Below are 23,767 nucleotides of genomic sequence, written 5' to 3' on the forward strand. Positions count from 1 at the left end.
AATTCCACCTATCCTTTAATAGATTCTTTCTTCGTAAATTTCCAATTTTTAGATTCTGTCTGCATATCCACTAAATTTTTATATAAAGAACATTCACTATACAGTTCAGCGTGTGTTCCTTGAGATAGAATACGACCTTCATTTAATACAATGATTTGGTCTGCATTGACAACCGTATTTAAACGATGGGCAATCACAATGACTGTTTTATCTTGTACCAGATTGGTAATAGCTTTTTGAACTGCTGATTCATTTTCAAGGTCTAATGCTGCTGTTGCTTCATCTAATAGTATGATTTCAGATTTTTTCAAAAAGGCTCGGGCAATACTTATCCGTTGCTTTTCACCTCCCGAAAGTGTCGAACCACCTTCTCCAACCAACGTATCGTAACCACTTGGAAGACTCATAATAAATTGATGGCACTGAGCTTTTTTGGCTGCTTCTACAATTTCTTCAAAACTAGCAGACTGATTTCCTACACGAATATTATTTAGTAAAGTATCTTTAAATAAATAGACATCCTGAAAAACCATGGAAATATGTGAATAAATATTATCTGGTTTGACCTCTTTTATATCTTTATCTCCAATCTGTATCTGTCCGTTCTGCACATCATAAAAACGTGCAATTAATTTTACGATAGTTGACTTACCGCTTCCTGAAGGACCTACTAGTGCTGTCAACGTCTTTGGTTGGATAATTAGATTGATATCATGAAGTACCTTTTCGTTATTATAGGAAAAATCAACGTTTTCAAAATAAATCGTATAATCCTTCCCTAGTTCTTCATTTCCTGACATCACGGGTTGATTTCGAATATCCATGATTCGTTCAGCACTAATCGTTGCATAACGCATTTCTGTGTAATTCATCATTAATGCAGTAAATGGATCATAGATACGACTAGCAACAATGATAAAAACAAGCAGAATAGACTCATCGATTTCTCTATTAACCAGTAAATTTCCACCAACGAAAATAAGAATAGGCAATCCAATGCGGAGAATTGAAATGGCAGTCATAACCACTGGGCCTATAACCCCTTCCAATTTTATTGATTCTTTTCGCAAACGATTAAATGCTTCTTCAATCCGTGAAAATTTTTCTCCACCAAGAGAATAAGCTTTAATTTCTTTAATTCCTTGTAAATATTCTTGTAGTCTAGAGGCACTATCTACTTTCGCTTTGATATGTCGTCCACCCATTTTTTTCATTAAATGATTGGAACCTCTAACAACCAATAACACAATCGGTAATAATGCATAAAGACTTAATGTTAATTGCCAATTGATTGTTAGTAATGAAAAAAAGGCTATTATTAATAAAAAAGCGGCTGAAATAGCTTGTGGTATCATATGAGAAACGGCTGACTCAACTAAGGTATAATCACCCAACATCATCGTTGTTAAATCTCCAGGATCACGTTTATCCAAAAAACCTAAAGATAACTTTCTTAGATGATTAGCTAGTTTCGTTCTCCCTTCTGCAGAAACATCATAAGCTGTCAAATATTCTTTATCATAAGTGATTGAAGAAATAAACAGTTGAATGACAAACCAAATAATACTAGCACAACCTAAAACAAGAAATAATCGCATATCTAATGCCCGCTGCGCACGATAAGATTCAAATAATTCATTAATTCCATAAAAAGCAATCACAGCTGGTATCAATCGAGCAATCGATTCAAAAGTTGCCCAAAAAACAGCAGGAAAGAGTCTTTTTGGTTGTCCCGATGAAATATTATATAAAAATTTAGACATGTGAAACCGCCCCCCAATCTTTTGTTTCTGCATTAATTGCCCAAAGTTTGGCATATAATTGATTATTTTGTAGCAATTCTTCATGTGTACCAACTTGTTCGATTACACCTTGATTGCAGACAAGAATTTGATCTACATGTTGAATTGTCCAAAGACGGTGAGCAATAATTAAAACTGTTTTCCCAACAACCAGCTCATTAATTGCTTGTTGAATATACACCTCATTTTCAGCATCTGCATAAGCGGTTGCTTCATCAAGAACAAGAATTGGCGAATTTTTTAATAATGCCCGTGCAATCGAAATTCGTTGTGCTTCACCCTTTGATAAAAATACCCCATCTTCGCCAATTTTTGTCTGATAGCCATTAGGTAATTCTTCAATAAATTCATGACAACGTGCTAATTGAGCAATCCATTTAATCTCGTCTAAGCTCGCTTGGTCATTTCCCATACGAATGTTTGCTTCTATGGTGTCACTGAATAAAGTCACGTCTTGAAAAACAAACGATACTTGCTGCATTAATGTATCGATTGAAACCTTCCTAATATCAATACCACCGATTTTGATAGCGCCTTGATCAACATCATAAAATCTTAATAATAGTTGAGCAATCGTACTTTTCCCACCACCAGATGGACCAACAAGGGCATTCATTGTGTTTGGCTGTAATTCAAAAGTGACATTTTTAAGAACAGGTGCATCTTTCGTATAAGAAAAAGAGACATTCTCATACTGAATGCTATTGTCTTTAAATAGTTTATTTGTCTGTACTTCTTCCACTTCCTTTACAGCAAACATCTCATCTACACGTTGTACTCCTTCATTCACATTACTGAATGTGGACGCAGCATACATCAACTTCATAAACGGTGCATTGGTTCCTGAAGATAAAATAACAAACAGCATAACTGTTAAAGCAAGACTGCCATTTTGAGGATCCTTATTTAAAAGATATGCACCAAATGGTAATACGAATAGAACCACAGAAGTAACCAAAGTTGTGAACCAGATATACCCTCCTCTAAAGTTTTTTGTCCATGCAACAACCAATGTACGATAGTCTTGAATACTTTGGTGGAACCTTTTAAAATTATCCACGGATAAATCAAAGACTTTTACTGCCGGCATTGCTCTTACATACTCCACACCATTACTATTCATTTCTTCTAACGAATCATGATATTGCTTTACCTTATTATCTTTCATTGTTTTTCCCATTAGTACTGCATACAAGATAATTCCTACAATAATTGGAATAAGAGAGACCAACCCTAATCTCCAATCAATTCCGATCATTAAAGCAATATAGACAATGGGGAATATCACAGCAGAAACGATATCGGGGATTTGATGAGCAATAAAAGACTCCATCTTTTCAACTGCTTGGTCAATCGTTTTGACCATTTGTCCGCTAGAGTGTTGTGTAAAATATCCCATCGGTACTTTGGTTAAATGATTGAGTAAATCCATTCGAATTTCATATAAAATATTAAATGCCGCAACATGCGAACACATTGTTGAAATATATAAGAAAACTAAGCTAATAATAAGACTTCCAATAGATAGAAGCCCCCACTGCATCATCTCTTGCGCTGTATAACTTCCCACCATTAAAAGCTCAATAATTTTGTAAATACAATAAAACGGGAAAAATTGTATAATAGTTGCTATTGTTGCTAATATGCCTGAACTTATCAGAAGCAGTTTTTTTCGTGATAAGTATGTTATAAGAACCGATTCATTTTTCACTATCCAATCTCCTCTTTCTTTATGATTTAGTTACTACATTTTGCTCAATAAAACACAATAATCTTTATAATCGATAATGAGAATCATTATCAATTGAGGGTATTATAAACTATTTATACATTAATTAAAACCCATTCTTATTGGCAATTACTTTAATGTTTTCTATTACATTCACTATCAATATTGACTTCACTCATATTATTGACAATGACAGCAACCTTTAGACTCTCTAGATTGTTCATACATGGTTCAGTAAAGTCGTTTTTCCTGCAAATTAAAATCATAACGGGTATCAATGATATTTATATCCCCCTTATTGCGAATCATTTGCAAGTATTCTAAACTATCTCCCTATCATTCGTCAACCATTAATTGCAAATGATTTGCGATTAATTAATACTGAAATTGAAATTTTATAGATAAAGGCGGTCTATTGATAAGCATAACAAAACTTTATTGACTTGTTTGAGCAACGTCCTAATCATGCTTTAAATGCTAAAATGGTTATAAGATTGCTAATAAGATAAATCTATCTACTATTTGTCGAAATATGAATAAATTATTGGAAGAAAAAATGATTAACAAAATAATGGTAGGCACTACTATCTATTTTTATCCAGCAAGTAAAGATCATAACCATTTTATGATTTGTTATCAATTCTTCTAGTCCTCAATAATTGACCTTTGCCATCTAATTGTTTAATTGCATGTTTTAATTCCTTTTTCGATCCTTCTAAACAAGTATCTTGTAATCCTTCAGGCCCATTTTCCCAAGTATTCACTCGTTGAATGAATCGTTTATTTATAAAAATTGAAAATATTTTTTTGCATACTTGGGTAACCCAGTATTCTCTAACAACTCTAAATATGTTCCTTGATAAAAAATAAATCAACGCATTGTATGGTTTGTTTTTTCTACCATATTCTACTTTAAAACCAAACCTTCTAAATTTTTTTACCGCTGCATCCAAATTATTTACTTTATAAATAACATGACCTACAAACATTTCCACACCTCGATTCATTACATTATTTTTCCAATTGATAAATTACTATACCAAAGATTCAATAGCATAAACTATTAAAATACCAAATAATATAGTTCTAAAAAAATCAATGGAGAATCTAAATCATGAGTAAGAAAATTTCCCGAAGCAATACCTAACAAAATTGTATAAGAAATCGCATCTGATATCATGATTAAATTTCTTAAGACTAAAAATCTAACCTACCAAACTACAAGATAATTCAGTAATGATTAATACCGATAACACCCGATTAATCTGTCACACTCTTTCTTTTTCGCAAAAAATTTGCGATAAATCCTTTCGGTGAGAAAAGAATTAAAAAAATTATGATAATTGATATCACGAGAACAATCATATGTCCTGTTGATATATTTTGAATAGCGATACTTATAATAGTTAATATACTCAAGCTTATCTAATAATTCTGTCACTTCTTTATCAGAACAGTCTAGATAATTGACTTAACAAATTTTGCTTTCTCTATAAATGTTGCATTCCTTTCTTTGTCAATACCATACCTTTGTACAGTATATAAACCACAAGACTTTCTAGCTAATTTTTGAAACATTTATGACCAGAATCATTGGTAAGACTCATCTTATTCGCTAAAATACCTATCGTAACAAACTTGATATTGATAGTCGCTAAGTGTCTTTAAATATTCTTCAAAAGCTTTAATCTCCTAGGATCGGGTTCAAAAGGGTTACGAAATTCATTTAAAAAAAGTAAAGTTGTTGCAATTCAACTAGAGAAAAAGTTGACAGTTTGGTGAAGTAAAATTCATCAATTATTAGCCATCTCTACCTCTCTACTTCTGATTCTTGCTTTGTTCTTATATCAGTCAAACTCATTATCTTCCGAAAGCTTGATTGCTCTTTCACTATTTTTCCTCGGTTTTTTTTGTTCCTTTAAAAACACTGAGTGGTGAGGTAGCGATGTTTGCTATTATGGATAGCTGTTTGGATCGAATGGAAGAATTGTTCTCCGTTACTGTTTTAGAAGATGCTGGTCAAAACGCTTTGAATAGTTTTGACGAAAAACAGCCAGAAGTCGTTTTTGAACAGGTATCCTTTGGGTATGATAAAAGTTTAGTTTTAGAGGATGTAAATTTTGAATTACTCCCCAGTACGATGACAGCATTGGTCGGTCCATCTGATTCAGGTAAATCCACAATTGCAAATTTACTTGCACGTTTTTGGGATATTCAAAGTGGTGCTATCCGCATTCGTGGGACACAAATAAAGGATCTTTCATTGAATGAATTGATGAAATCTATCAGTATGGTTTTCCAACAAACCTATTTATTTGAAGATTCGATTTATAACAATATCAAGATGGGGAAAATGGATGCTACAGAAGAAGAAATTTTTACAGCAGCAAAAAAAGCACGATGTTTTGATTTTATTCAAAACCTACCTCAAGGTTTGATACGATCATTGGTGAGGGTGGTGAAAGTCTTTCTGGGGGACAGCACCAACGTATTTCTATCGCAATTTTTAAAGGACGCACCGATTGTTATTTTAGATGAGACAACTGCCAGCGTCGATGCGAATAACGAATATTATATCCAGCTGAATTGGTTAAAAATAAGATCTTGCTTATCATTGCACATCGCTTGAATACGATTTGAGCAGCAGATCAAATCCTGGTCATCAATCATGGCAAAGTGAATGAACAAGGGACACATGAAGAATTAATGAAAAATCAAGGAGTGTACTCTAGTTTGTATGGAAAAATTCAATTAAATTAAAAAATTAACCAGAATGAGGAATGATCACTATAAAAATAAAATGAATACAAAAAATTATATTTATCCGAGATTTTCTGTTGCACATCAACTTTATATTGTTATTATGTTAGGTTATATTATACTTTTAGGTTTTAATCCAACGATCTATTTAGTGATTCTTTTAATTATAGGTATCGTTGGACCTTTTATCACTCTGATTTTATCGAGAGTTCAATTTATGAAAACTACTACTGATTATTATGGTCCAGAATATGTTGAACACGTTTCTCGTCTTACTCCTAATTGGTTTTATATTCGTACTAATTGCCTTGTCGATAAACAGGAGGTATAGTTTGGGCAGGTCTTGATCAAAAGCTAAATCGAAAATATCTTGAAAATACAGGATTACTTTAATGTACACTATGATAAATACAAATATACGTTTCATAAATAGTTCAACAATATCATATGTATAAAGAAGAGGAAGTAAATAATAGTTGTTAAAACCTAATATAGAACATAAACAGGCTTAATTCGCGAATTAAGCCTGTTTATGTTCTATATACTCTGAAAATATACTAGTTTAATAAAATCTTTCTCACAATAAATCCAAATACCATAGATTTTTTTATCAACACACCAAAAAGAAAAAGACGGATAATTTATTGCCGCTTTGCTTTCACTTGATCTAACAAGAAATTGGGTGTTTTTTGCTGCATTTTTTTATGAGTTTGTCTCCAGACAGCAAACTTTTCAAATCTAAATGCCGAAGCGTATTGTTTTTTAAATCTTCCGCATAGACATCTATGGAAGTTTCTCTCGAATAATAGTTATTCTTTCTTCCGAAATAACTACAAGACCATCTTTATTTTTACTAACTACTGTTGCTGGCAAATTTTTTTGGTGATACTTTATCACGTTTTTAGACATGAATAAATAGACTTATTCTGACATTGTATAATGATTCATAATACTCCTCATCCTTTATATCCAGTGTACAAAAGTAGTAAATACACGCAGGAATTGACTATCATAAGTAAGATACATATCGCTAGGAAGTTTCTTACTTGTACAGACAAAAAGAGAAGGCACCTCTCACTTCTTTTACTTTCGGAACCTTCCCAAATCTCTGTAAAATAATTGGCTTCAGTAATTAAAGTTGATCTCACAAAAAAGTTATCAAAAATACAACTGATTTCACCGTTCGTAAAAATTATCACTAACAAATTCAGATTTTATACTATTTAGTGTTGGGAATGATAAACATTAACTATCGAAGAGTCTTTTAAAATCTTTTTTATACTCATGATTTCTTCCAAAAATTGTGAGAAAAGATAAGTTAAATACTTTTCATCGAACGGACCCATTTATCGAACTCTGTCACGAGTAAGACGACCATCCCGGAAGCCCCTGAGATGACCCAGCCGATCACGGACATGTCCTCGGTATGAAAGGTTCTCTGCATAAATGGAACATAGGTCAATAGCAGTTGCAGAACCAGCATCACACCAATAATCAAGAACGCTTTGGGGTTTGTGAAGGAAGCTTTGGAAAACGCTAATGCACTGGTACGGATGTTGAACAAATAGAAAATCTTGCTCAAGACCACCATATTGACCATCATGGTACTAGCAACTGATTCGCTGATGCCTTGCAACAAAAGCCAGTCATGGGCGATCAAGCTGATGACTGCCATCAAAATCGATACGTACGCCATCTGCCAAATATCATGGCGATTCAACAATTTATTACCTGTCTTTCGCGGTTTACGGCTCATGATTCCAGACTCTGCTGGTTCAAAGATAAACGCAAACTGGATCGTAATAGCAGAAACCATATTGATCCACAGCAGTTGTGTCGCCTGCAGCGGCAATTCTTTTTGCATCATGATGGTAAAAGCAATGATCAGCCCTTCAGCAAAAGACGTCGGTAACAGAAACAAAATACTCTTTTTGATGTTGTCATAGATTCGCCGCCCTTCGCGAATCGCTAAGGACATGGTACCAAAATTGTCATCAGTTAAGATCATATCAGCAGAATCTTTGGCTACATCCGTGCCGCTGATTCCCATCGCTACACCGATATCCGCCTGTTTCAATGCAGGAGCATCGTTGACGCCGTCACCCGTCATCGCAGTGACTTTGCCTTTAGCTTGCAGCGCTTTGATAATGTCTAATTTATTTTTCGGCGTCGTACGTGCAAAGACTTGATTAGCCAAGGCGGCTTCTTGAAATTCGGCTTCACTCATCTGATCCAACTTGGTACCAGTCACGACTTGAATCTCGTCAGCTAAGCCGAGTTTTTCTCCAATCGCTTTAGCGGTCAAGGGGTGATCCCCAGTGATCATTTTGACCTGAACACCGGCTTGGTTCATTTCCTTCAGGGAGGCAATCACTTCTTCTCGCGGCGGATCAATGATCCCAGCGATCCCCAGTAATTGCAGTCCTTGCTCAAAAATCGTTTCATCAATGTGATCGATTGAAACTGGCTGATAGCCCACCGCTACCACCCGATTGCCTTCTGCCGACAAGCGGCGGACATGTCCTGTCCAGTAGTCTTCATCAAAAGTCCCTGACTGTTTTTGCACCATTTCAAACAATTTATCTGGGGACCCTTTGACGAATAACAAGCGTTCCCCCGCAGAGTTTGCCACTAATTTCGCCATGTAGCGGTTGTCGGAATCAAAAGGTAGCATATCCAGTTCTTGGTAGGCAGGAACTTGTGGATAAGCAAACTGCTTATGGTACAGCGTCAAAAAGGAGCCATCCGTTGGTTCCCCATTGATCGTCCACTGGCTTCCTTCTGATACTAGCACTGTATCATTGGCTTCGTAGCCGGCTTCCAAAAACAACTGCAGGGTGTCTTGGTCACGGTCGTTCCCCTGCTTAAGATGGATCGCTCCCAACGGCGCATAGCCGTCACCAGTCACTTCGTATTCCTGCTGAGCCAATACGATGTCTTTGACCGTCATTTCATTTTTGGTCAGAGTACCGGTTTTATCCGTCGCAATCACATCCACTGATCCAAGCGTTTCAACCGCAGGCAGTGTTTTGATGATGGTGTGCTTGTTTTTTGCCATATCGCTGACACCCATCGCCAAAACTACCGATGTCGTTGCCGGCAATCCTTCTGGAATCGAACCGACGATCATGGTGACGACAGCTAAGGACAAGACAGAAATCGCATAGGTTTGCTGGAACAAGCTGACGACAAATAGCAAGACCGCCACGCCCATGATCACATAGGTGATACCTTTTCCCAGTCCATCGATCTCTTTCATCAGCGGCGTTTTTCGCTCTTCCGTCTGATTGACTTCTGCTGAGATTTTCCCGATCTCAGTAGTGGCGCCGGTAGCGATCACAATCCCTTTCCCGCTTCCTGACGTCACGGAAGTCGAAGCAAACGCCAAATTCCATTGTTCCGCTAATGGGGTTGCTTCATCCACTAAGGCATCTGTTATTTTTTCCACCGAATCGGATTCACCAGTCAAGGCGGATTCTTGGATACGCAAGTTGTCCGCTTCGATGATCCGCAGATCTGCGGGTATATTGTCGCCGGATTCTAAGAATACGACATCGCCAGGAACGACTTCAGCGGCTGGAATATCTTGACGAATCCCATCTCTATAGACCGTGGCTTCTGCCGAAAGCATCTCTTTGATCCGCTCTAACGCATCGGAAGCATTAGCTTCTTGGTAATAACCGATCAACGCATTGACCAGTACCACGATTCCGATGATCACGGCATCAGAGAAATGCCCCATCAGGAGTGTCAAGCAGGCCGAGAAAATCAAAATGTAGATGATCGTGTTATGGAATTGCCGCAGCAGCAAGCGCCACTTAGCTGTTTTTTTGACCGCTAATTGGTTCAATCCGTAGATTCCTAACCGCTCGGTTACTTGTGCTTCATCCAATCCTTGTTCGATTGAGGGCACCTGATAATGTTCGATTGTTTCTGACACTGATAACTGAAACTCTTTTTTATTCATTTATTCTTCTTCCTTTTCTTTTTCATTGATGGATAAAACAAATAAGCCCCTTATTTAGAAACTGCTCCTAAATAACGCGCTGCTGCTGGTCTCCTATTCAATTAAAAAGTAAGGTAAGTCAAAATAGTGTTTCTGCTCACCGTCACTCGAGTCGCTTGACATTCGTTTACCACCCCCTCTAAAGTTAGAAATAAGCGTAACAAACTATTTTTAAGAAGTCAAGAGGGACCGTATTCATAAAAAAATAGCCTTTATTTACGCGATTATAGTCGACAAACTTATGTTTACGATAACAAACTTACATATAATGGAATTTTTTAAGGATACTAGCCATCCAGTTTTTCTAATATTTGTTTCGTCGATCTATAGATGATAGGATTCGCCTTTTAAGATACTATCCATCGTAGTTTGTTATTTAGCTTAAACTGCACCTATCAGCTTCGCTACTTCTTCTGCCTCATGGGTATGTTTCGAAACTATACCGTCACTATCTCCTACAATGATATCACCTGAATAGATGATTAGATTGTTGATGTGTGCAAATATATTGATTTTGCCAAGGTTATTTTTGAGTGAAATAAAAAAATCTGTTACAGAGATCCTTTCATTCTGTAACAGATTTAATTTGATTCAACTCATCAATCCTTATTGTCAAAGATCCTTTTTGGCAGTGTGCTTTTTGACCACTTCTACAATTTCGTCAAAACTAGCAGTCTTATCCCCTATCCGAATATTATTTAGTAATGTATTTTTAAATAAATAGATTGTCTGAAAAACTATGGAAATATGGGAATAAGTATTATCTGGTTTGACTTCTTTTATATCTTTCTCTCCAATGTATACCTTTCCGTTGTGTGCATCGTAAAAACGTGTAAGTACTTTTACAACGGTTGCTTTAACACTTCCTCATGGTTCCACCCATTCAGTCAATATTTTCATTATTAAATGTTTTTTTGATTTTTTACACAATTAGGCAGGAGCTCTCTATGATTAAGAATCTCTTTTTTATGCTTACTAAATATAATTCCAAATTTTATCAAAATATCTTATTTTTAATTACAAAAAAACATCTTCTCCAAGATAGAGAAGATGCTTAAAACAGCTCAATACAAAATAGTTCCGACACGCTCCACCAACAGGTTCAAAGGGTCAGGTTTTAACCTTCTCAACGCCAATTACGTCCCCTGCATTTTTATTTAATTTTATTCAATTAACATACTACATAAACAAATCAGTCCTATCAATATAAGAACTATTGGTTAACAGTTAATTGCGATTAACTTATGATTATATTTCAAATTAATTTCACAATCAGCTTATCTAAAATAATCATATCTACACCTAGTTGTTTTGCCTATATGACCCAGTATAAATCAGGAAAAGTACAATGAATCTATTTGATAGTTATTGTTACTTTCTTTAAAATTCTAGATTATATTTTTTGGGAATAAAATTCCGATTTATATAATACCTGACCAACAGCAAATGTAACAATCGACCCGCCCAATATTTAGATCATAATCATTTGAGCAAACAATTAATTCTGATTACAAGAATTCTTTGAAGATATCAGTTACATTATCTCTTTGAGTCAGAGATAATTTTATTAATGAATCACAATCAATGCCTTCAATAGGTTCTTTATAGTATCCTTGAAAAAAATCTACTAAATCATCTGTTACGTAAGTTTTATTTGGTCTTTTTTTGACATTTTTTTGAATACTCTGCACTACAATCTAAAACTATAGCTATAACGCTGACATTTGTACCTTTCAAATATTCATAAGTATTTTTTCTATTAATAATATTTAAATTTGTAGAGTCATAAACTACATTTCTTGTTTTTAGTGCATGAAGCCTTACTAAATTCATAACTGAAAATATAAATTCATGATTATCTTTAAATTCAGTAAAAATATTACGATATTCGTCTGATGAAACTAAAAAAGCACCTTCTTTTTCTAGTTTTTTTGAAATAGTTGTTTTACCAGAACCAGGTATACCGACTAACAAAAATAAATTATTAAGCATAATTATCCCCCTTCAATTTGTTATTTTTAATTTTTGATAAAGCCCATCAGAAGTTTCTTTTTTTCTTTAGATAGCTCTGGCCATGCAACGATATTATCATGAAAATTTCTCGGAATAAGATGGAAATGAACATGTCGAATTGACTGTCCCACACTTTCACCGCTAGCCATTAAAATATTTACTCCTGTATATCCACAGCTGTTTATTATATGGTTATTAATTTTTAGTAAAGTCTTTTGTAGTTCAATAAAATTTTCATCAGTAATATCATTTAAATCTGTGCAATGATCTTTTGGTATAATTAATATATGCCCATTTACATCTGCGAATTTTTATGTCATTTTAGAAAAGTGATCGTAATTTTATTGGAGCATAATAACCTTTAGGGAAAACCCAAAAGCACACAATATATCCATTTTTTTGTGCTTTTAACCTACTTGCTTCTCTTTCGGAAAAGGTCAATAGTTATAACGAAGTGACTCTCACTGCCTCTCAGAAGAAAGAAAATACTTACAAAGATTCATTGTGTAAAATAGTTTTCGTATTAAATTCCAGGTATTTTCTAAGTAAAAATTACACCTTTTCCCATTAAGAACATACTAATAGCGGCCGTGTTAGGAACAATTTAATTCAATCATTTTCTTTGATAAATCCCTTTGTTTAATCATTCCAATACGTTCATTGTACGTATTATGTTTATCAAAAAACTACGCTACACGATACTTCAAGCATAAAAGCTAGGTTATCATGTAGCGTAGGTTGCTATTTATGAAAATATTTGGAATTTGAATAATTCTTTCATAATCCTATTTCACACAACGGAATCCTAAATTATTCGCAGCAGACATACCTGAATTCCCATTACGAGCTGCAATCCGATACCTTTTACAGTATGAATAATGACAGAGGAAAGAACCTCCTCGTGTTGCGTAATAGGTATCATCCACTTGTTGGTATGTTTGCCAAATTTCTTCACTCGTTGTTGTTTGAAACTTCTCCAAATCAATTCGTGCTGGATTGCTACACCATTCCCAGACATTGCCAACCGCTTGATACATCCCTAGTCCATTCGGCTCGTACCATTTGGCTGGTGCTGTATTCATAAAACCATCGTCTTTTGTATTCATTCCCGGAAAATCTCCTTGCCAAATATTCGCTCGATGTTTACCAGCTAAGATAAATTCTTCATCGCCCCATGGATACCGCTCATTATTTGTCCCACCTTTAGCTGCAATTTCCCATTCTACTTCACTTGGCAAACGTTTGCCCACCCAGTTACAATAAACAATCGCATCGTTACGCGAGACTTGTACGACAGGATGATCCATCCGCATTTCAATCGTTGAATCTGGACCTTCTGGATGACGCCAATCAGCACCTGCTACAGCGTACCACCATGCCATATTGGGAACTAATTGACTTTTCATTCGTGTTTCTTCACTCAAAAAATAGTGAAAGACAAAAGACCAACCAAAACGTTCAGCCTCAGTTACGTAACCTGTTGCCTCAATAAATTTAGCAAATTCAGCATTCGTTACGGTCGTTTCATCCATCCAAAAGGTTGGAACTACAACCGTTAGACGAGGTCCTTCATTATCTGCTTCAAATCCGTCTGCGTGATCTGTTCCTATGATATAACTTCCACCAGGTATTTTAATCATGGTTGTCACTCCTTATAGTAGCTGAAAACTATTGTAACAATTAATCAACAAGACACACATAATAACTAATTGGAACACCGTTGTTACTTTTTTTTCAGATAGCATGGTGCTCAACTTCGCTCCTAACAGCCCACCGATAATCGCAGCAGGTACAATATATATCAACATAGTTAAATCGAAATCTCCAAAACCGGTAGACACTCCCATCGTCACTAATTTGGATAGTTGGGAGAAGAAAATTGTACAAATCGAGTACATCGTTGCTTCTTTTATAGGAATCGAGAACATTAACATTAGTAAAGAAACATTAATCGGTCCTCCACCAATACCAAGCAGACTAGCAAAAAAGCCTAAAATCAGACCACAAACTAAATACCAAAAACTATGGCTTAATTGGAAGTTTTTCCAATCGTATTTTGTATAGAACAAAGCAAATAAGAGTGTAATTATCGTCAAAATAATTTGAATCATCTGAACGGCATCATCATTTGCAAAAATTCGTAAGAAATAATCAAACGCGCTATTACCAAGAATTCCGCCTAATACTGCACCTGCGGATACCCAGACAACAATCTTCCAATTAATTTTTCGCCCACTCGTTAATTGGCGACTTGTCGAAACAATCGACATCGTAAAAACAGCAACCGACGAATAGAACGAAATCGCCGCCACTGTGTGCGCTCCAATAAAATCAAAAATCGGTTTAATTAAGACACCACCACCCATGCCAGAAACAGCGCCAACTGTATTTGCTAGTACAATCACCAAAAAATAAATGATTCCAATAATCATGCATGAACCGCCTGTAATGTCTCTAAAATTTCATCTATTTTTGGAACAAATTCTTTTAACAGATGTGCATAACCACAAAAATCACGTTCATCTACATACATAGCATCTTTCATTCGCTTACAGCCACCGTGACACATTTTTAAAAATGGACAGATTTGACATTTTTCAGGTAAGGGGGCTTTTTCACAACGAAATTTTTTAGAAACATCTTGCGAAAATAATTCTCGTAATGTTTGTTCTTGAATATAGCCCATGCGATACTCGTCCAAGACATAAAAATCACAAGGATAGACACTCCCATCCGCTTCAATAACATACTGCACCTGACAATTTCCTAAAATACCACACGCTGTTACTTGTCGGCGAACCAATAAATTCACGATATCATCAAATAGTTTGATACTTATGTAATTCCCCTGCTGAAGTTCAGTGAACCACAATTGAAAGATTTGATGATAAAAACTTGCAAAACGTTTAGGTGTCAAAGCATAGCTATTTCGCTCCAGTGCGTCTAAATCATCCAGACACGGAATAAATTGAACATAACCAATCTGTTGTTCTTTAAGAAATCGAAACACTTTCTTCGCTTCTTTCGCCAACGGATTTGTTAATACGCAAAGGACATTGTAATCAATTTCGTAACGATCAAACAGCGCCTTTGTTTGAAGAACACGCTGAAACGTTCCTCGACCTCTAGGATCCACTCGATTCAAGTCATGATAGAGGGGATGTCCATCAATTGACAACCCCACTAAAAAATTATGTTCTTTAAAAAATACACACCATTTCTCATTAATCACTATACCATTCGTCTGTATCGCATAATGGACATGCACACGTCTGACTTGTTTTTCAATCAACTCAGTTATGTTTTGGAAATAGGATAATCCTGCTAACGTTGGTTCTCCTCCTTGAAACGCCAACGTTAACTCATCGCCATCTTCTAAATCTTCGTAAATATTCGCGATCATTTGCTCGGCAATATCTGTTTTCATTTTCCCATAAGAACGTACTTCACGCAATGAACTAACATTAGCATAAAAACAATACTTGCATCGTAAATTACAAAGTGCTGAAGCTGGTTTGATTAACACGGAAATATGTTTCAAGATATATCCCTACTTTCTTCTATATTTTTTCACCGTTCATCACAATTACTTCTTTATACCAATCAAATGATTTTTTCTTCGAACGATTCAATGTCCCATTTTCTTGATTATCTAAATCGACATAAAAAAAACCATAACATTTGCTCATTTCCCTGTTGATGCGCTGACTAAATCGATACAGCCCTATGGTTACCCCATCAATTCAATACCATCTTCGATTACTTCAATGTGTCAACGCAAATAGTCAATTAGGTACATTCTTTGATTTCATCTAAACATGCATATTACCTACAATAATAGCAAGCGTCCTGTAATGAAATCAGATGCCATTTTTGATTCAACCGTTTACAAAGCTAACATTAAATATCGCAGTTAAAAATGCAATGTACGATTTTTCCAATGGCCATAAGTTTTCGCTAAATTTAAAGGTAATTCATAGTGAGAAATCGTAATCACTGATTCAATCTCATATTTCAAATACTCGTCAATCAAGGTATCATAAAACGTTAGTCATACTTCATTCGGTGTTAATTCATCACCATTTGGAAAACTACTTGACCAAGCGATTGAGAAACGATAGCACTTAAAGCCCATATCCGCAAATAACGCAATGTCTTCTTTAAAATGATGCTAATGATCAATTCCAGTTTGTCATAATCTAGTGACCAGTCAAATTCTTCACTACTTAAAATTGCTAGACGCTTACGCCCCCCGGCAGCACATCGTCTACAGACAAACCTTCGCTATCTACGTTATAGGCTCTTTCTAATTGATTGGAAGTTGTTGCACCATCCCATAAGAAATTCTTGAGAAATTTACCCATTGTTCTCCACATTTCAGTTGTTTATTTGAATTATTATTAACGTTTATCACGCTTCATAGGTACATAATCTGTTGTTTCCATATAAAACTGTGTCACTCGATTTTTCATTTTTTGAACTAAATCCTGGTACTCATCTAAAACAGCTAAATTATTAATTTCCATCGGATCTTCGATAGTATTATACAATTCATCTGTTTCATATAGACGCATCGTGTATTTAAAATCTCCCATTTTACACATGACTGCTTTTGTATGCTCCGGACCTTCACTATATTGTGTTGCTAGTCGTGGCCAGTAAGGAGATTCTGGTCCATGACCTAATTCCATCGCCTGTTTCTCACCATGAATACGTCCCCCTTCACAGAAGACCGCATCTTTATGCTCTTCGTCACCAGCTACCACATGCAATAGTGACTTTCCAAACTGTGTATACGATAAGTCTATTTCTGCCATTTCTGCAATCGTTGCCGGTAAATCCAGCAATTCAACTTGTGCTTTGGAAATACGTGGCTCTACTACTATTCCTTTTGCAGGCTTAATCAATAATGGTACATTCGAAATCGGATCTTCAAAACAGTTTTGAACTTTTTCCGTAATCGTATAATCTCCTGTATAATCACCATGATCACTATAAATAATCAAATTCGTATCGTCATATAAGCCAAACTCTTTCAATTTTTCTTTAATCAATCCTACTTGATGATCAAAACGAGAAACCATCGCTAAATAAGTTCCTCTCAATTCATCAAAACGCTCTTCTGACCAATCGTTTAACTCTTGTCGTTCATTAATACCATATAGCATCGAAGCCTTGTTTGGAACTTCTTGAATATTTGGACGACGAGGTGGTAGCTTACTTCGATCAATATTTGAATACCATGGGTCTTCACACGCATATGGTGGATGTGGAAATGAAATAGTACAATAAACGAAGAACGGTTTATCTGAAGATTCTTTACGACGACGTTCAATGTACTCCAATGCTTTTTCTACACAATTCCAATCTGTTTTTCCATATCCTTCTCCATCTGGTAATTTCCCCATATAAAAAGAGTAATAAGTATCTCCTGATAACATTTTATCGTATAACTTTTTACTATCTTCATTCATATCAACAGAGTGATCCATTTGACTATTTTCAGCATCGCGTGTGTTTTCATTTTTCACACCATCATAATACTCGTCACAGTATTCTGTTTTAGGCCGATCCGCGGGAACAACATCATTCCGACCAATCCAAATCACTTCATATCCATTATTTTTCATTTCCTTTAAAATGTTAGGTTCGTCTTCACGTTGTAAATAATGCATTGTTCGATGTCCACTCACATGTGGATACAACCCTGTTAAAAAACTATTTCTAGAAGGAACACATACTGGATTTTGACAGTATGCATTCTCAAAAGAGACACCCTCCGAAACTAAATCATCTAAATTAGGTGTGATAGATGCTGGATTTCCCATGTGTGCCAATGCGTCATTTCTCATTTGATCTGCTACAAATAGAAAAATATTCTTTTTACTCATCAATTGTCCCTCCTAAGCTATTACTGTTAATAAATTATCTTCATGACTGACAGATGAAACTTCAACATTCACAATTTCTAAATATTTTTTAGAATTCGTAATTATAATCGGTGTTTGCAATGAATACCCTGCAGCTGTAATCGCATCAATGTCAAATGTTACTAGTAATTGACCTTTTCTCACTGTATCACCTTGTTTCACAGCTGGATTAAAGTATTTTCCTTGTAGATTCACTGTATCCATACCAATATGAATCAATATTTCAATACCTTCATTTGTTGTTAAACCAAGAGCATGGTATGTCGGAAACAACGTTGTCACCTCGCCATCTGCTGGTGCGTAGACTTTCCCTTCAGTTGGCAAAATTGCTACTCCTTGACCAAGTAAACCTGTCGAAAAGGCAGCATCAGATACTTTACTTAACGGTATCACTTCACCTTTAATTGGTGTATCCAGTTCATATAAAACTGTTTGACCTAAGGTTTCATTAATAGAAACACTCTCTTTTTCAGTAACTTCGTCTGTTTCTTCATCCAATTTTGGATTATAAGAATAGAAATAAGTAATTAAGAATCCTACGACAAATGCAACTGCACAAGCAATAGTAAATCCAATAAAACTGTTGTCAAAACCAACTTCAGGGTTGATAAACCTTGGCAAGGCAAAGATCCCTGTTCCACCATTAATGTACACTCGTGTTTTGAAAATCCCCATAATTGCACCAGGAATGGCAACTGCTACTGAAGTAGTATAGAAAACTTTCTTTCTAGCCAATGTTACACCATATAATGCTGGTTCAGTAATCCCGAATACTGCTGACAAAGCTGCAGGAAAAGCGATTTCTTTTAGTTTTTTGTTCTTGGTTTTGAAGAAAACTGCAAACGTTACGCCAGCCATTGCCAAAGGTGTTGCAAGACCAGCCATCATAACTACGTCATATCCTAGAGTTGCATAGTTGTTCAATGCAATTGGAACAAATCCCCAATGCAGACCAAACATAATAAAGACTTGCCAAAAGCCACCAATCACAGTTCCTGCAATGATTGGACTGAAATCATTTGCTGCTGATAATATTTGTCCAATAAACAAACCCGCCCAAGTTGTAATAGGACCTACAATTAAAAATACTAAGGGTACTGTAATAATTAATGTTAGAAAAGAAACAAAGAAACTACGCACCATACGAGGAATAACTCTTGTAAAAAAAGCCTCAAATTTAGCAGCTAAATAAGTTCCTGCAATGATAGGAATAACACTTGAGGCATAGTTCATCAAAATAACTGGTAATCCCAAAAATTTGATATAGACTGGGGATTCAATGACTGTTCCTTGAAATAAAGTGAATAACGCTTCCCCTCCAGCACTACTTGCTGCAACAACTGATGGATACACTAATGCAGCACCAATAGCCATACCAATAAATGGCTTTCCTCCAAATTTATTCGATGCTGTATAACCTAAGAATAATGGAAAGAAATAAAAGAGACCGTCACCAGTAGCATTCAAAATTAGATATGTTCCTGATACTTTGTCAATTAATTCAAAAGCTGCTAGTAAAGCTAATAAGCCTTTGATCATACCGGCAGCCATCAAAACATTAATAACTGGGGTAAATACACCAGATACAATATCAATGAAATTATTTAAAATCCCTTTCGGCTTATCTACATCGTCTTGTGAAGTTGATGCATTTTGAATTCCAGCTAACTCTACAAATTCTTTATATACTTCTGCAACATGATTTCCAATGACTATTTGATACTGACCACCACTTTGTACAACCGTTACAACACCTGAAATCTTTTTAATAGTCTCTGTGTTTGCTTTCGATTCATCTTTTAATTTAAAACGCAAACGAGTCATACAATGTGCTAAACCATTAATATTTTCTTTTCCCCCAATATTTTCTAATATTTGTTCATTTAATTCTTTATAATCCATCACAATTATCCTCTCCAATAATTTCTATAAAATAAAAAACAAGACTAAACAAAGTTGTCTCACAACAACTTCGTCAAGTCTTGCCTGCATGACCAGTAACACCTTGAATTATTTCTCTATTAATTTTTGTACATGTAGCGTTAAATATAATTGTTCTTCATCGATTAATTCTTTTTCTAAATACCTGCCAATCAGCAAGGTTGTTTCATATGCTTCTGGATATTTCTCAATCACATGAACCAATAACGGATTACTAGAATTTTCAGTTGTACGTGTTTCCAATCGTTTAAAGAAAAATCTTAAATGTGTCACAAACCGTTCGAATGATAAACTCTTTTCATCAACATCCACGTGGTTATGCATCCTAATAATAGCTAAAATATCTCGGATCTTTTGGGTCAATGATTGAATGTTTTCAACTTGCTCGTCACTATTTAATTGTGCATTAATAAAGTGCATAGCAATATTACTTGCTTCAGAATCATCTAGTGTTGTTTTAAATTTTTGATTAATCAATTGAACCGCATGTTCTCCCACCAAAAATTCATTTGGGTAAAACTTACGAATTTCCCAAAACAATTGATTATTCAAATGTAGCCCTTCTTTTTGCAGTCTCACAGTGTTAAAAAGGTGATCTGTTAATGAAATATAAATAGAATCGCTCAACTCATACGTGATTTTTTGTTTCCCATATTTGATAATATCATCTGCTAACGTCGCATATTCGACAGGCATATCCTGTAACAAATTCATCAAACGTTTTGTTGATTGCTTCTGCAACACAAAAACCCGCTCAATTTTCTTCTCATCTGCTTCTTGTCCAGGCTTTGTCTTAAAGCCAATGCCTGTCCCAATCCAGATATAATCTTTTGACCCTTCACCTACCAACACTGAATTATTGTTCAGTATCTTTTTAATTTTCAAACAAGATTTCACCTCCTAAAAAAAAGGCCATACCTTAACACACACGTAATTCTAATACGTGCATCCTAAGGTATAGCCTGCTTTACCAGTAACTACCCATTCAATTGACTATATGATATACTAATAAACAAAAAAAAGCAAGCGGTTTCTAAAATTTAATATAGAAAATTATCTACATGCGTCTTCTATATTCTTTGCTAGTTCCTCTTAGCAAAGAAATAATGTATAGATATAAAACTCGATTTCTTTATCGATTCAGCAATCCTCGGATACTCCACTACTATGATGAAATTGGACTGTTTCAACCGAACAGCAAAGACGAGAACGGGCACCGTTATTATTCCCTTGATCAACTTTTGGATCTCGGATTCATCCTGTCATTGAAAGAACTTTCGATGCCCTTAAAAGATATCCAAACAGTGCTTACCGGTGATGCAGAAATCATGAGAAAACTGTTGAAATCCAAGCGTCAAACCATCGATGAAAAAATCCAACAGATGACCAACATCAAAAAAATCATCGAACGAAAAGTAGCGGATTTACGGTTGGTTGCAGAAAAACTTCCCCTTTTTCCTTGATTGAACAGCAAAAAGAATATTTATCCATGCGGCAGCAGCTTACCGGAGATAATCAGCCAAGCTTACGATCTTTTGATGGCACAGCCTTACCTTTTTTCAAATAACGAATCAGGAAAATCCGCAACTAGCCTCGTTTGTTAAACCAGCAGGACACTATTTGATTGCGATTTATCAAGGTGATGATGAAAGATTGAAGCAGTTTTATCACAAAGTCAAACAGCTGATCGCCAATCATGAGTGAAAAATCGATAACTACTTTTATGAACGTTCGCTCCACGAAACGATCCTTAACAACAAGGTCGCCTATTTGACAGAGCTTCAAGTACGTATTTTACCAGAGGCGTAACTGTTCGCTTGGCAAATTCAATGAACGAAAAAAATACCTGTACGATAATTTGGAAATAGTCCAACAATTTGATTCCATTGTTCACCACTCAATTCATATCGCCGGGATTATGCCATTCTTTATCAGGCTCCATTCGTTTTTATTAGAGCATACCATATTTCTGTTAAGTTTTCAGACACATCCTAGTATCAGATATATTTGGTCCCCTTCTTGTAGAATGTTTGGTGTAATTCATTATTTTTATGTTTTAAGTGGATTTCGAATATTAGATTTGAACTACAATACTGACTACTATCTATCAAACAAACTGACTTAAGCGTCTCTAGTTTAAACGATTTAAATAGCTCCGTAACTCAGATTTTACTGGTTCTCTAATGATACTGTATCCATGTCTCCAACATTTCCATTAGTAATCTCTTACATTTATTAACTGTCATAAATTCCTGATAACTCACTTCCCATTTCTTTTCTGACTGGAGATTCTTCATTATCTCATAAATGTCTTCTAAAATACTCACCGCATGACGATAGTTTGTTCTCTTTCCTTGCCTAGCATAGTAATCGGCTTTTTCCCAATAAAGAGCAAGTACTTCTTGAGGATATTACTTCACCACTGTCTACCTATTTTCTTCACTACTTTGTATCATTTCGCGGATAAAAAAATCCCTTACACCAGCTTCCCAACGCCGTCAAAATTATATACTTCCTTTATAGTCCAAAAACAAACCACGCATCTTGAGACACCTGGCTTGTTTTTTATCCTAATGCATAATTTTTTCATAAATCCATATAGCGTAGTGTTTCTACTTAAAAGGTATAATCCTCTTCGTCCATCGCCTCCACACTACCCATTAAATAACCCGCACCAACTTGGGAAAAGAAATCATGATTGGCGGTTTCGGTTGAGATTCCATTCATGACAATTGGGTTAATGTCTTCGATTGTCGCTTGTTCAAATCTTGCTGGAAAGCCCATATTTTGTAAAGATTTATTAGCATTGTATCGAACAAACTGTTTGACTTCCTCTGCTAAACCGATTGGTGCATAGATTTCTTCTGTAAAAAGAAATTCATTTTCTAGTAAATCATCCAGTAATTCATCCATCCAGACTTTAAACGTAGTCTGCTCTTCTGTGGAAAGTTGCTTAAAACTTAGTTGGAACTTATACCCTAAATACGTTCCATGAACCGATTCATCTCGAATGACTAATTTAATGATTTCTGATAGATTAGCTAATTTATTTTGACCCCGATACCAAAGAGGTAGGAAGAAATTATTGTAGTATAGAATTCCTTCCAAATAGACACTTGCCACTTTCTTTTTCAAATGATCTTCCTTTTTATAGATCTCATTGATTCGTTTTACTTTATACTGCATTCGAGGATCATTATTCATCCATGCAAACGTTTCTTGCGTCACTGCTTTTTCATTCAAAGACGTTAAAATAGTGCCGTAGCTTTTGGCATGGATTGATTCCATTAGTAAAAAATTATTAATAACCGCCATTTCTTTATGGGTCAATGCATCTTCTCGCATCACATTGACCCCTTCTTCAGACTGAAGGGTGTCTAACAAGGCCAACCCACCTACCACTTTATTTAAGATGCTTTTCTCTATTGCGGACAAGGTATGCCAATCTTTCAGATCATTAGACACCGGTACTCGCGTATCTAGCCAAAATTGAGCTGTAGCTTTGTCCCATACATATTCATCAAATTCATCTTCAATGACATTCCAGTTGACTGTTTCTACCATTGCTCATCCTCCTATCCTTTTT

The 23,767-nt window shown here is 35.4% G+C and carries 16 protein-coding genes and 2 pseudogenes; 2 read left to right on the forward strand and 16 right to left on the reverse strand.

What is annotated here, in order from left to right; all coding sequences use genetic code 11:
- Nucleotides 1–8: 8 nt before the first annotated feature.
- The 3 genes from DOK78_RS10290 to DOK78_RS10300 all read right to left on the reverse strand — a co-directional run bounded on the left by DOK78_RS10290 (nt 9) and on the right by DOK78_RS10300 (nt 4,538).
- The gene (locus DOK78_RS10290; RefSeq protein WP_207940446.1) at nt 9–1,763 is read right to left on the reverse strand and encodes an ABC transporter ATP-binding protein; all 1,755 of its coding nucleotides are present in this window, start codon (nt 1,761–1,763) and stop codon (nt 9–11) included.
- Nucleotides 1,756–3,513: an ATP-binding cassette domain-containing protein gene (locus tag DOK78_RS10295; protein WP_207940445.1), complete on the reverse strand. Its 1,758-nt coding sequence runs from the start codon at nt 3,511–3,513 to the stop codon at nt 1,756–1,758. Before DOK78_RS10295 ends, DOK78_RS10290 begins: the two co-directional genes overlap by 8 nt.
- A 641-nt stretch (nt 3,514–4,154) precedes the next feature.
- Nucleotides 4,155–4,538 carry a VOC family protein gene (locus tag DOK78_RS10300; protein ID WP_207940444.1) on the reverse strand — a complete coding sequence of 128 codons (384 nt, stop codon included), beginning with the start codon at nt 4,536–4,538 and terminating at the stop codon, nt 4,155–4,157.
- A gap of 938 nt (nt 4,539–5,476) precedes the next feature.
- Here DOK78_RS10300 and DOK78_RS10305 point away from each other — a divergent pair.
- Nucleotides 5,477–6,160, forward strand: a complete 684-nt coding sequence (locus DOK78_RS10305) for an ATP-binding cassette domain-containing protein (protein WP_207940443.1) — start codon at nt 5,477–5,479, stop codon at nt 6,158–6,160.
- A 1,449-nt stretch (nt 6,161–7,609) separates the two neighbouring features.
- Here DOK78_RS10305 and DOK78_RS10310 read toward each other — a convergent pair.
- The 12 genes and pseudogenes from DOK78_RS10310 to DOK78_RS10355 all read right to left on the reverse strand — a co-directional run bounded on the left by DOK78_RS10310 (nt 7,610) and on the right by DOK78_RS10355 (nt 21,066).
- Nucleotides 7,610–10,258, reverse strand: a complete 2,649-nt coding sequence (locus DOK78_RS10310; RefSeq protein WP_207940442.1) for an HAD-IC family P-type ATPase — start codon at nt 10,256–10,258, stop codon at nt 7,610–7,612.
- Between the two features lie 651 nt (nt 10,259–10,909).
- Nucleotides 10,910–11,104 (reverse strand): annotated as a pseudogene (locus tag DOK78_RS15780) (ABC transporter ATP-binding protein); the annotation flags it as partial.
- An 843-nt stretch (nt 11,105–11,947) separates the two neighbouring features.
- Nucleotides 11,948–12,289: an AAA family ATPase gene (locus DOK78_RS10315; protein ID WP_207940441.1), complete on the reverse strand. Its 342-nt coding sequence runs from the start codon at nt 12,287–12,289 to the stop codon at nt 11,948–11,950.
- Nucleotides 12,290–12,315: 26 nt separating this feature from the next.
- Nucleotides 12,316–12,597, reverse strand: coding sequence for an HIT domain-containing protein (locus DOK78_RS15785; RefSeq protein WP_207940645.1), 282 nt, complete (start codon nt 12,595–12,597; stop codon nt 12,316–12,318).
- A gap of 498 nt (nt 12,598–13,095) precedes the next feature.
- A complete protein-coding gene (locus DOK78_RS10320) occupies nt 13,096–13,950 on the reverse strand; it encodes a formylglycine-generating enzyme family protein (protein ID WP_207940440.1) in 855 nt (284 codons plus the stop codon).
- A gap of 12 nt (nt 13,951–13,962) precedes the next feature.
- Nucleotides 13,963–14,739: a TSUP family transporter gene (locus DOK78_RS10325; protein ID WP_207940644.1), complete on the reverse strand. Its 777-nt coding sequence runs from the start codon at nt 14,737–14,739 to the stop codon at nt 13,963–13,965.
- Entirely contained in the window at nt 14,739–15,851 is a 1,113-nt protein-coding gene (locus DOK78_RS10330) for an anaerobic sulfatase maturase (RefSeq protein WP_207940439.1), read from the reverse strand. The genes DOK78_RS10325 and DOK78_RS10330 overlap by 1 nt, the downstream gene beginning before the upstream one ends.
- Before the next feature lie 19 nt (nt 15,852–15,870).
- Nucleotides 15,871–15,999 carry a family 1 glycosylhydrolase gene (locus DOK78_RS15790; RefSeq protein WP_422389680.1) on the reverse strand — a complete coding sequence of 43 codons (129 nt, stop codon included), beginning with the start codon at nt 15,997–15,999 and terminating at the stop codon, nt 15,871–15,873.
- A gap of 233 nt (nt 16,000–16,232) precedes the next feature.
- Nucleotides 16,233–16,674: pseudogene (locus DOK78_RS10340) on the reverse strand (family 1 glycosylhydrolase); the annotation flags it as partial.
- 36 nt (nt 16,675–16,710) lie between these two features.
- Nucleotides 16,711–18,201: a sulfatase-like hydrolase/transferase gene (locus DOK78_RS10345; RefSeq protein ID WP_207940438.1), complete on the reverse strand. Its 1,491-nt coding sequence runs from the start codon at nt 18,199–18,201 to the stop codon at nt 16,711–16,713.
- 12 nt (nt 18,202–18,213) lie between these two features.
- Nucleotides 18,214–20,142 (reverse strand): beta-glucoside-specific PTS transporter subunit IIABC, encoded by a 1,929-nt coding sequence (locus DOK78_RS10350; protein WP_207940437.1) that lies wholly within the window; start codon nt 20,140–20,142, stop codon nt 18,214–18,216.
- 108 nt (nt 20,143–20,250) lie between these two features.
- Complete coding sequence (locus DOK78_RS10355) at nt 20,251–21,066, reverse strand: PRD domain-containing protein (protein WP_207940436.1); 816 nt, start codon at nt 21,064–21,066, stop codon at nt 20,251–20,253.
- 221 nt (nt 21,067–21,287) lie between these two features.
- Between DOK78_RS10355 and DOK78_RS10360 the strand changes: the two genes are divergently transcribed.
- Nucleotides 21,288–21,644: a MerR family transcriptional regulator gene (locus DOK78_RS10360; RefSeq protein WP_339076131.1), complete on the forward strand. Its 357-nt coding sequence runs from the start codon at nt 21,288–21,290 to the stop codon at nt 21,642–21,644.
- 1,153 nt (nt 21,645–22,797) lie between these two features.
- Here DOK78_RS10360 and nrdF read toward each other — a convergent pair.
- On the reverse strand, nt 22,798–23,745 hold the full coding sequence (gene nrdF, locus DOK78_RS10365) for a class 1b ribonucleoside-diphosphate reductase subunit beta (protein ID WP_207940435.1): 948 nt from the start codon (nt 23,743–23,745) through the stop codon (nt 22,798–22,800).
- Nucleotides 23,746–23,767: the final 22 nt, after the last annotated feature.

It is taken from the genome of Enterococcus sp. DIV2402 (assembly GCF_017426705.2).
GTDB lineage: Bacteria > Bacillota > Bacilli > Lactobacillales > Enterococcaceae > Enterococcus_F > Enterococcus_F lowellii.

Coding starts and splice junctions, on each gene's coding strand:
- DOK78_RS10345 (WP_207940438.1), bottom strand. CDS start 18,201: ATGAGTAAAAAGAATATTTTTCTATTTGTAGCAGATCAAATGAGAAAT.
- DOK78_RS10290 (WP_207940446.1), bottom strand. CDS start 1,763: ATGTCTAAATTTTTATATAATATTTCATCGGGACAACCAAAAAGACTC.
- nrdF (WP_207940435.1), bottom strand. CDS start 23,745: ATGGTAGAAACAGTCAACTGGAATGTCATTGAAGATGAATTTGATGAA.
- DOK78_RS10320 (WP_207940440.1), bottom strand. CDS start 13,950: ATGATTAAAATACCTGGTGGAAGTTATATCATAGGAACAGATCACGCA.
- DOK78_RS15790 (WP_422389680.1), bottom strand. CDS start 15,999: ATGAGCAAATGTTATGGTTTTTTTTATGTCGATTTAGATAATCAAGAA.
- DOK78_RS10315 (WP_207940441.1), bottom strand. CDS start 12,289: ATGCTTAATAATTTATTTTTGTTAGTCGGTATACCTGGTTCTGGTAAA.
- DOK78_RS10310 (WP_207940442.1), bottom strand. CDS start 10,258: ATGAATAAAAAAGAGTTTCAGTTATCAGTGTCAGAAACAATCGAACAT.
- DOK78_RS10350 (WP_207940437.1), bottom strand. CDS start 20,142: ATGGATTATAAAGAATTAAATGAACAAATATTAGAAAATATTGGGGGA.
- DOK78_RS10305 (WP_207940443.1), top strand. CDS start 5,477: ATGTTTGCTATTATGGATAGCTGTTTGGATCGAATGGAAGAATTGTTC.
- DOK78_RS10300 (WP_207940444.1), bottom strand. CDS start 4,538: ATGAATCGAGGTGTGGAAATGTTTGTAGGTCATGTTATTTATAAAGTA.
- DOK78_RS10360 (WP_339076131.1), top strand. CDS start 21,288: ATGTATAGATATAAAACTCGATTTCTTTATCGATTCAGCAATCCTCGG.